Annotated in this window: 9 protein-coding genes; 8 read left to right on the top strand and 1 reads right to left on the bottom strand. The window is 63.9% G+C overall.

What is annotated here, in order from left to right; all coding sequences use genetic code 11:
- The first annotated feature begins 107 nt into the window (after window positions 1-107).
- The 7 genes from ACFMO5_RS02845 (at window position 108) to ACFMO5_RS02815 (ending at window position 7347) form a co-directional block, all read left to right on the top strand.
- Complete coding sequence (locus ACFMO5_RS02845) at window positions 108-1175, top strand: rhodanese-like domain-containing protein (protein WP_376791261.1); 1068 nt, start codon at window positions 108-110, stop codon at window positions 1173-1175.
- Entirely contained in the window at window positions 1172-3022 is a 1851-nt protein-coding gene (locus tag ACFMO5_RS02840; RefSeq protein ID WP_376791260.1) for an ATP-binding protein, read from the top strand. The genes ACFMO5_RS02845 and ACFMO5_RS02840 overlap by 4 nt, the downstream gene beginning before the upstream one ends.
- Before the next feature lie 123 nt (window positions 3023-3145).
- Window positions 3146-3802 (top strand): response regulator, encoded by a 657-nt coding sequence (locus tag ACFMO5_RS02835; RefSeq protein WP_376791259.1) that lies wholly within the window; start codon window positions 3146-3148, stop codon window positions 3800-3802.
- A 429-nt stretch (window positions 3803-4231) separates the two neighbouring features.
- Entirely contained in the window at window positions 4232-4735 is a 504-nt protein-coding gene (locus ACFMO5_RS02830) for a hypothetical protein (protein ID WP_376791258.1), read from the top strand.
- Complete coding sequence (locus ACFMO5_RS02825) at window positions 4736-6154, top strand: 4Fe-4S binding protein (RefSeq protein ID WP_376791257.1); 1419 nt, start codon at window positions 4736-4738, stop codon at window positions 6152-6154. It begins immediately after the preceding gene.
- 10 nt (window positions 6155-6164) lie between these two features.
- The gene (locus ACFMO5_RS02820) at window positions 6165-6836 is read left to right on the top strand and encodes a c-type cytochrome (RefSeq protein ID WP_376791256.1); all 672 of its coding nucleotides are present in this window, start codon (window positions 6165-6167) and stop codon (window positions 6834-6836) included.
- A gap of 40 nt (window positions 6837-6876) precedes the next feature.
- A complete protein-coding gene (locus ACFMO5_RS02815) occupies window positions 6877-7347 on the top strand; it encodes a cupredoxin domain-containing protein (protein ID WP_376791255.1) in 471 nt (156 codons plus the stop codon).
- A 174-nt stretch (window positions 7348-7521) separates the two neighbouring features.
- Here ACFMO5_RS02815 and ACFMO5_RS02810 read toward each other — a convergent pair whose 3' ends face one another.
- Window positions 7522-8976 carry an aldehyde dehydrogenase family protein gene (locus ACFMO5_RS02810; protein WP_376791254.1) on the bottom strand — a complete coding sequence of 485 codons (1455 nt, stop codon included), beginning with the start codon at window positions 8974-8976 and terminating at the stop codon, window positions 7522-7524.
- 379 nt (window positions 8977-9355) lie between these two features.
- Here ACFMO5_RS02810 and ACFMO5_RS02805 point away from each other — a divergent pair, with 379 nt between their 5' ends.
- Window positions 9356-9907, top strand: a complete 552-nt coding sequence (locus ACFMO5_RS02805; RefSeq protein ID WP_376791253.1) for a hypothetical protein — start codon at window positions 9356-9358, stop codon at window positions 9905-9907.
- Window positions 9908-9951: the final 44 nt, after the last annotated feature.

Genomic DNA, 9951 nt, shown 5'->3' with positions numbered 1-9951 from the left:
GCGCCAAAGGCGCCCGGCCCACCCCTAACCCCCATGTGTCAATTTTAGGGGAAGCTGCCGGACGCGGCTTTCCCCGCCCAAGCACATCCCTAACGGAGGAGGGTCCCGTGATCCTGGATGTCCGAGGGGAGATCTGCCCCTATCCGATGCTGAAAACGGTGGAGGCGTTAAGGCATCTGCCCCCCGGCGAGATGCTGGAGGTTTATACGGATCATCCCCCGGCCCTGGAGACCATTCCCACCCAAGCGGCCCGGCTCGGCTTTGCGTGGCGGATCGAGCCGGTGAAGCCGGGGGAATGGCGTATCCTTATCTACCGTGAGGGAACCCCCACCCCTTCGCCTGTGGAGGGGACTGGGGAGGCCAGCTCCTCCCCGCGGCTGATCTCCGCCGAGCAACTGCTCCGGCGGCTGGAGGACCGCGCGCTTCGGATTCTGGATGTGCGGCCGGTGTTGCCGGAAGCCGCCTCGGGGTATCCTTTCGGGCACATCCCCGGGGCGATCCATCTGAACTTGGAGGCGCTGCTGGCGCCGGCCGGGCCGGCCCCCGAGCCCCTGCCCTCTCTTCCCCTGTTAGAAGCGCGACTAGGGGCCCTGGGGCTCCGACGGGAGGACGCGGTGGTGATCGTGGACAGCGACTTCGGCCCGGCGGCGGGATTGGCCGCCTGGCTCCTGGAATATCTGGGCCAAGCCTCCGTCGCGATCCTGGAGGGCGGATGGCAGGCCTGGCTGGCCGTGCGCGGGCCGGTGGAGCGGGAAGGGCGTTCACTCCCTCCGGCCCGCTATCAAGCGCAGCCGGAGCCCGCCCGGCTGGCTACAGCGGATTGGATCCTCCAGCATGCCTCCCGCCCAGACCTTCTCCTCCTGGACGTGCGAACGCGCTCGGAATACGTTCAGGGCCATCTTCCGGGCGCCCTGCACCTCCCCTGGGAGGAGTGTCTGGAACCTTACCCTTATCCTCGACTCCTCCCGGCGGATCTTTTGAAGAACCGGCTGAGCGAGATGGGGATTATCCCGGAAAAGGAAATTGTGGTTTACTGTGAAAGTGGGGCTCGCTCGGCCCACACCTATTGGGTCCTGCGCCTGTTAGGCTATCCGCGGGTTCGGAACTATAAAGGCTCGTGGGCTGATTGGCGATCCCGAGGGTTGCATTATGTGACAGGGGAAACGCCGACATGATGGGATGGGGAGGGCTCATCCAGCGCCTCGGGCTGTGGCCTCGCTTGGCCTTGAGCCTCAGCCTGGGTTTCTTGGCCCTGTTCCTCGTTTTCTCCACACTGGGGGAGCGAGCCGTCCAGGAAAGCATCGCCCGTCTATTGGAGGAACGCCAGCTGCTGGCCGAGATGGCGGCAGGGGAGCTGGAGGATCTGTTCGTTCACGCCGTCGAGGAGCTCCGCCAGCTCTCGCAAGAGCTGTCCTCCCAAGGGATTGAGAACGAGGCGCAGCTCGCCGCTCGATTCGCCATGGCCCACGAGCAGGGAGCGCCTGAATTCACGGGGTTAGTGCTTCTGGACCCGGACGGCCGCTTGCAGACGGCCTACCCCCAGGAAGGATTCCCGACCGGAAGTTCGCTCTTCAAGAACCTTGGAATCGATCTTCCATTGAAAGCAGAAGGCCCAAGCGTCTCCCGGCCTTTCTGTCATCCGACAAGCAAAGCCCCTGTGATCTTCCTGGCGATGCCCCTCGAGCGCTTAAACGGAAAACGGTGGGGCTTTGTGGGTGGCCTGATCCGCCTGGATGGGACGCGCATCCAGCAGGTCCTGCAACGTTCGGCCCGATTGGGACGGATCGGCCATGCGCTGCTCCTGGATCCTCAAGGGGATGTGATGGCCTCAACGCTACAGATCCCCTGTGGGAGCCCAGGAGAGCATGCTCGCTTCTATCGCCAGGCTTTCGCCGAGGGCCGAGCGCGGGTGTCGATCGTGCCCGTCGAATTCGGCCTCCCCGGCGAATCCCCTGGCCATCTCCACGTGATGGCCTTCGCCCCTTTACACTCGGCTCCCCTGGCCATTGCGATTGGAGGGGATCTCGATACGATCAGCGCCCCGATTAATCGTCTGCGCTGGGGATTGGCCCTTGTGGGCCTGCTCGCCTTGGGAGGGATTTGGGGGGCCAGTCTCGTGGGCGCGCGCATGCTGGTTCGCCCCGTCCACCGGCTGACTCAAGCGGCCCAGCGGATCGCCGATGGGGATCTGAGCACACCGCTTCAGGTTCCGGAGGGGGGTGAGATCGGGGCGATGGCGGAGGCCTTGGAACGGATGCGGCTTCGGCTGCTGGAAAACATCCAGGAGCTGGCCCGCTGGAGCGAAACCCTCGAGATCCGGGTGGCGGAACGGACAGAGGCCCTGCGTCAGCAAGAAGCCCTGACCCGTCAGCTGCTGCGCCGCCTGTTGACCGCGCAGGAGGAAGAGCGCGCCCGACTGGCCCGCGAACTGCACGACGAGGCGGGCCAAGTCCTCACAGCCGTTCGGCTCGGCCTGGATCGCCTGGCGAAGATCCTGGGCGAGGCCAACCCATGGGCTCAGGAACAACTCCAGCAGACCCGCGAGCTGGTCACTCAGGCGATGGAGGATTTACGGCGGGTCATCAGCGCCTTGCGGCCAGGCGTTCTGGATCAATTGGGGCTGATCCCTGCCTTGAGGGGAGTGGCAGAGACGTTATTGGGCCCCCAGGGGATTCTGCTCACCCTGGAGACCGAGGGAATCACTGAGCGGTTGCCGGGCGAGGTGGAGCTGATCCTCTTTCGCATTGCTCAGGAGGCCATGCATAATGTGGCCCGCCATAGCCAGGCTACCCATGTGTGGATCCGCTTGACGCGTGGGGAGAAGGAATTAATTATGGAAATACAGGACAACGGCCGGGGGTTTGACCCGATGGCCGTGACGGCGGAAGGCCCCGGACGGGGCCTGGGGTTGGCCGGAATGCGAGAGCGCGCCACCTTAATCGGAGGTCAGTTAGAGATCCACAGCCGCCCTGGCCAGGGCACAACCATCCGCGTGCGGATTCCATTACATTTACACTCCTAAGAGGCGCTCCGGCTCTCGTAGAGGGACGTCTCAGAGGGGGGTGGCAGCCCGCGGGTAGGGATTTCGCAGTGGGGAGCCGGATTCGCGGGACCGGAGAACCCCGACCCCACAGGAGGATAGGCGGTGAAGGAACGACCCATCCGCCTCCTGATCGTAGATGATCACACGATTGTGCGCCAGGGTCTGATCGCCTTATTGGAGGATGAGGCAGACCTCCGGGTGGTCGGGCAAGCGGGAAGCGCTCAGGAAGCGCTGGCCCTGATGGAAGCCTGCCGGCCGGACGTCGTGTTGCTGGACATCACCTTGCCGGATCTCAGCGGCCTGGAGGTCACCCGTCGGATTGTGCAGACCTGGCCGGGAACTCGGGTCCTGATCCTGACCATGCATGAGGAAGAAGCCTTCTTCTTCGAGGCCCTTCGGGCCGGGGCAGCCGGTTATGTCCTGAAGGGTGCAGACAGCGAGGAATTGCTTTACGCGATTCACGCCGTTTATGAAGGCGGAGTCTATCTGCCCCCTAAATTGGCTGCCTCCCTTGTTCGAGATTATCTGAATCAACAATTCCGACCCTTCCTGGAAGAGATCCCCTTGACCCCACGAGAACAAACCATCCTCCGCTTAATCGCCCAGGGGCTCACCAATCGGCAAATCGCCGAGCGTTTAAGCCTTAGCCTGAACACCGTGAAGACCCACCGGCAGCACCTTTATGAGAAGTTGGGCCTGCATCGCCGGTCCGACCTGGTGGCTTATGCCCTGCGCCGCGGGCTGATTTCGCCCGATTAAATGAGTCCCGCGAGTGCTTCATCTTTGAGAACATGAGATGATGAAGGCCAACGGCCCCGCCCCCAAACCCCAGGGGCCTAAAACTCAAACTAAAAATCAAATCCGGATAAAGCACTCGTCACTCCGGACGGTAGTGATCAGACCCCCACTCAGCGAAGCAAGCGGGCTCCACGTCCCTCCCCCCTACCCCGTGCGACTGCGTCGAAATATGTCCTCCCAACCTGCGGGATGCGTAGAAACAGCGTAGGGCCATGGGTGAAAAAAATCACCCTCTCGATAACCCCGAAAATCCCCCGCCTCGGGGGACCCCATCTCCCCCCTGTTTCCCAGTAATTTGATAGTGAGATCAGCCACAACCTGCCTGCTTTTGGATCCCTCTCAGGTGCACGGAGGGTGGAAGAGCTGCTGGAATCCATTAAGGAGGCTGTGATGCGAGGAACCGGGCTTCTAGCCGGTGGGATCGGTTTGCTGAGCCTCCTGGTCCCTGTAGCAGGAATCGCCGCGGGCATCGTTTCGGCCAAGGCTCCCGTCATTCGGGAGGTGGAATTGGTGAGCCAGGCCTTCCATTACGATCCGCTTCAACCTGGGGAAGTGCATATCCGTCACGCTCCGGAAGGTCGGCTTGAGGTCAACTGGGGCGAACGGGTGGTCCTCCACCTGCGAGCTGTCGATGTCGCTCACGGTTTCTATCTGGATGGCTACGGCATCAACCAGGTTGTGCAACCCGGCCAGGAGGTCACCATCGAGTTTATCGCCACCAAGCCGGGGAAATTCCGCTTCCGTTGCTCCGAGACCTGCGGCCCCCTGCATCCGTTTATGATCGGCGAGTTGGTGGTGAAACCGAACATCCCCTTCTATAGCGCGACCCTGGGCACCGTGCTCCTCGCCCTGGCAACGGTGGGCCGCCTCTGGTTGCCCGAAAGGAGGAAGTAGATGGCTGCTCGAGGCGCGGTTCGAGAATTTGTCCATCCACGGCTGGAGCTAACCCGCTGGGCACCCCTGCAGCGGATTATGAAGCATCGGGCCTTTCAGTTCATGCTGATCCTGCCGAACCTGGCCGTCTTCGTTCTGGTGCTGGTCGCGGCCTTCTTCGGCACACCGGTCGGAAACCGTAACTTCGCGATCATCTTCGTCTGGATCGTCTGGTGGGCGGCCCTGATCACCCTCCTGATCCCATTGGCTGGCCGCATCTGGTGCGCGATGTGCCCGATCCCGGCTCCCGGGGAGTGGCTCCAACGGCTGGCCATTATCGCCCGGCGTCCGGGACGACCGTTCACCCTGGGCTTGTCCTGGCCCAAGGCCCTCCGAAACATTTGGCTTCAGAACGGAACTTTCCTCGCCGTTGCCCTCTTCAGCGCCATCATCCTGACCCGCCCGCTGGCGACGGGGATCGTATTGACCGTCTTCATCGGGCTTGCCCTCCTCCTCTCCCTCCTCTTCGAGCGACGGGTCTTCTGCCGTTACGTGTGTCCGGTGGGCGGCTTTATCGGGCTCTATGCAATGGTCGCGCCGCTGGAACTACGGGTGAAGGATCCTCAGATCTGCGTCACCCACAAAGAGAAAGACTGCCTTCGGGGCAACGCCAACGGTTACCCATGCCCTTGGCTGAGCTATCCGGGGAACCTGTGGCGGAACATCGACTGTGGCCTGTGCACGGAATGCCTAAAGGTTTGCCCGAAAGAGAATGTGGGGCTCTTCCTGCGGCCCTTCGGACAGGATCTGCTGCTAGCGCGAGCCCCGGGCTGGAAGGGGCGGAGCCTGGATGAGGCGTATAAAGCCTTCATTATGCTGAGCTGCGCCCTGATCTACTCGGCAGTCTACACCGGCCCTTGGGGATTCCTGAAGGAGTGGGCTAACCTGAGCGATCCAACCCGTTTCGCGCTTTACGCGGCGGGCTTCCTTGGGCTGAACCTCATCGGCCTCCCGGGCCTGTTCCTCATCGCCGTAGCCGCGGCCCGGTGGATCGCGCGCGCCGACGTCCCGCTTCGACGCCTCTTCACCGAGCTCGCCTACGCGCTGGTCCCGTTGGGGTTGACCGGCTGGATCGCCTTCACGCTCTCGTTCGTCCTGATCAACATCTCCTATGCGGTTCCCTTGCTCTCCGATCCGCTGGGGCGGGGTTGGAACCTGCTGGGCACAGCGTCTTATCCATGGACCCCCTATATGCCGGAGTTGGTTCCTTTCCTTCAACTCCCCTTCCTGTGGTTGGGTCTGATCGCTTCCATCGTGCTGGCCTTCCGGATCGCCCAGCAGAACTTCGGGGATGGGCAGGCGGCCCGTCGAGCGCTCCTGCCGATCGCGGGCTTCATCACTCTAATTGTGCTGCTTTTCCAGAGGCTTTACCTCGGATGAGGGAGCGATCATGTCCGCCATCAAACGGTGGGAATGGATGGCTCGCAGTTTGGTCCTGATCATCCTCGTAGGGTTGCCAGTTGGTCTATGGGGGGCGGACCGCCTTTGGAACCGTTCCACCCGTTGGTTAGTTGCCCGCGTTCCTGAATCCGGCGGCTGGCAGCCCCAAACGCTGGAGGTCCAAGCGGGGGAAACGGTCCGTTTACGAGTCACCAGCGCGGACGTCGTTCACGGTCTGAGCATCCCCGGGTTAGGGATCTCCGTGACCGTGGAGCCCGGGAAGGTTCGGGAGGTCCTGCTCCGCCCGGAGCGGCCCGGGCGCTATCGGGTGCTTTGCACGGTGATCTGCAGCCCACGCCATCCAGATATGATCGGGGAGTTGATCGTGCGACCCCCGGGCGGGGGGGCCGTTCCGGAGGTCGAGGCGGCCCCGGATGGCGCATTTCTGTTCCAGACCTACTGTGCGGCCTGCCACGGGCCGCAGGGGGAGGGAGGCGTTGGCCCCGCCCTGAACGCGAGGGGCCGGGTTCGTCAGATGGATGAGGCGACCCTCCGTGAGACCATCCGGCAGGGACGGCCCGGGACGGCCATGCCCGCCTGGGGAGGGCGCCTCTCTGAGGAAGAGATCGAAGCCCTGATCCGTTTCCTTCTCGAGCTCAGCCGAGAGCCACCGCGCCCTTAACGGAATTACCCAACATCCATTGATAAGGAGGAAAGCTCCCATGCGCGCTGCGATGCGTATCCTGATTCTTCTGATGGGGTTAGCCCTGACGCTTAGTGCGTGCGCCGCTCCTGCAGCCCCTTCAAGCCCCACGATCACCGTGGAGCTAGGGGACTTCTACTTCAAGCCAGCCCGCCTGGAGCTCCCCGCCGGGCAGACCGTGACCCTCCAGCTGGTCAACCAGGGCAAGGTGGAACATGAATTCATGGTCGGCCAAGGGGTTGAGCAACACGAGGGAAAGCCGGAAGGCTTTGAGCACGACTTCTTCGCTGAGGTGAAGGTGACCTACACGGTGGAAAAGGGGAAGGTCGAGCAGGAGGAGGAGCACGGGTTCGAAGTGGAGCTGGAGCCTGGTGGGAAGGCGACGTTGACTTTTACGGTTCCGGCGGATCGTAAAGGGGAATGGGAGATCGGTTGCTTCGTCCCCGGCCATTATGAGGCGGGAATGAAAGGCACCCTGATCGTCCGGTAACGCGTCGCCGTTTTCCCACGAAACCGGGCGGCCGATGACGCCCCCTCTGCTCCCCTCCCCGTGGCTCATTGGGCCACGGGGAGGGGAGCAGAGGGGGAACTGCTCACAGGACACCTCCTGACGCCGCTCCCGGCTCCGTGGCAGCGAGCGCTCTCCGAGGTTCCCGATTCTGTTTCACGGCGCGGGGCGGATCACCACCATATGGACGTGGGTCATCTCCTCGATGGCATAGCGCACCCCTTCCCGACCCAGCCCGCTTCCCTTCACCCCGCCGTAGGGCATGTGATCCGCCCGGAAGGTCGGGGTGTCGTTGATGATGATCCCTCCGAAGTTCAGCTTGCGGATCGCCTGGAGGGCCCGGTTGATGTCCCGGGTGAACACGGCGACCTGCAGGCCGTACTCCGTGGCGTTGGCCGCCGCCAACGCCTCCTCAAAATCTCCTGCCTCCAGCACAGAGGCTACAGGCCCGAACACCTCTTCCCGCACCACCCGCATCTCCGGCCGTGCTCGGATCAGCACCGTCGGCCACATCACCGGCCCCTCCCGCCGGCCGCCGGTCACCACCTCCGCGCCCCCGCTCACGGCCTCCTGGACCCATCCTTCCACCCGCAGCGCCTCCCGCTCATCGATCAGCGGCCCCACATCCACCCGCTCATCCAAGGGATCGCCCACCACCATCTCCTGGGCCGCCCCGGCGAAAGCCTCCACCAGCGGCTCGTAGATCCTTCGCGTCCCATAGATCCGTTGCACGGAGATGCACACCTGTCCGGAGTTGTAAAACGCCCCGATCGCCAGCCGCCGGGCCACCCATCCCAGGTCCGTCACATCGTCCGCCACCACCACCGGGGTGGCATTCCCCAACTCCAGAGTTAGCTTCTTGATCCCCACCACCCGGGTCAATCGGTCCCCGACCGCCCGGCTTCCGGTGAAGCTGACTTTGCCCACCCCGGGATGGGCTGCCAGCCACTCTCCTACCGTCCCACCGGGCCCGAAGATCAGGTTGAACCCGCCCGGCGGCACGCCCGCCGCTTCCAGAACTTGGGCGAGCTTCACCGCCGTCAGAGGCGTCGCGCTGGCCGGCTTCAGCACCACCGCGTTCCCCGCCGCCAGGGCAGGCGCCACTTTATGGGCCACGAGGTTCAAGGGGAAATTGAACGGCGAGATAGCGGCCACCACCCCCACCGGCCGTCGGATGTAGAACCCAAAATACCCCTCGCCGGCCGGCACCGCATCCAGGGGGATCACCTCGCCACCGATCCGCCGGGCCTCCTCGGCGGCGATCGTGAACGTCCAGATCGCCCGCTCCGCCTCCGCGCGCGCCCACTTCAAGGCCTTTCCGGCCTCCGCAGCGATCAACCGGGCGAACTCCTCCTTCTGCTCCCGGATCAGCTCCGCCGCCCGCCGCAGGATCTCCGCCCGCCGCCAGGCCGGCAAGGTTTCCATCGCCTTCGCCCCCTCCTGGGCCGCCGCCACCGCGGCCTCCACATCCTCCCGTCGGGCCTCGGGGACCGTCCCGATCACCTCCCCGGTATATTTATCGCGCACCGGGATCGGGGTCCCGCCATCGACCCACTGGCCCCCGATAAACAGTTTCGCCTCCCCGAACCGCACACGCTCCTGAACAGCCATGGCAATACCTCCTGGAAAAGGATCGGAATGCTGACCAATCGCCTCTCGTTGTCTATTTTCCTCATTCTGCTAATCGCCGCTCAAGGGCGGCGGCGATGGCCCGCCTTCCGGATGAGCCACTTCTCTGGGAGGGGCGGGCTATGTAAGCGGCCCGCCCCTCCCAGAAACTCCACGAATCGAAAGCTCATCACTACGAGTTGGGATAACCTCCTCTGGTGTTCGCAACAAAGCAAGATCAAGCACCAGATTGCAAATTCTTAACCTTCACATAATCGCCGGATAAACGTTCCGCTCTAAGATCCCTAAGTGGAATCGGCGGGAGCGGAACGAGGGATCCTGCCGGTTTCCCTTTCGCCCAATCTTGAGGAAGGAGGCTGCGATGCGCTGGCGATGGTGGTTGGTTCCCCTACTGCTTCTGACCTTGCTCACCGGCGCCTTCGGGTTGGGCACCCTGGGGCGGGCCCAGGCCGCTACCGGAGCGGCGCCCCTCAGGGGGTTCCTGGGCCATCGGGGATGGGGGTTCGGCCGCGGCCTGTGCGGCCAAGCTGGGCTGGAGGCTGCCGCCAAGGCCCTCAACATGACCCCTGAGGAGCTTTCCACCCAGCTCTGGGGCGGCCGTACCCTAGCGGAGCTCGCCGACAAAGCCGGCGTGGACCTCCAGAAGGTCCGGGACGCGGTGAACCAGGCCTGCATCCAAGCCCTTAAGGACGCCATTGAACAGGCGGTTCGGAGCGGCCAGCTGACCCGCGAGCAAGCCGACTGGCTGCTCCAGGGGCTAGATCGCGGCTACTGGGGTCCGGGAGCGGGTTGGTGGGGCTTCCGGGGCTTCTGGGGCCGCGGCTGGTGGGCGCCGAAGGCACCGGCCACACCGACGCCGGGCGGCACAAGCTTCCCGCGCCCTCGATTCGCTTGGCCCGGCCGCTCCGCATAGTCCCTTCCGACATCTGGTCCGAGAAGATGGGCAGCGATCTCGCT

This window comes from Thermoflexus sp. (assembly GCF_042408365.1).
In the GTDB taxonomy this organism is placed as follows: Bacteria; Chloroflexota; Anaerolineae; order Thermoflexales; family Thermoflexaceae; genus Thermoflexus.
This window is presented reverse-complemented; position numbering and strand designations above follow the sequence as displayed.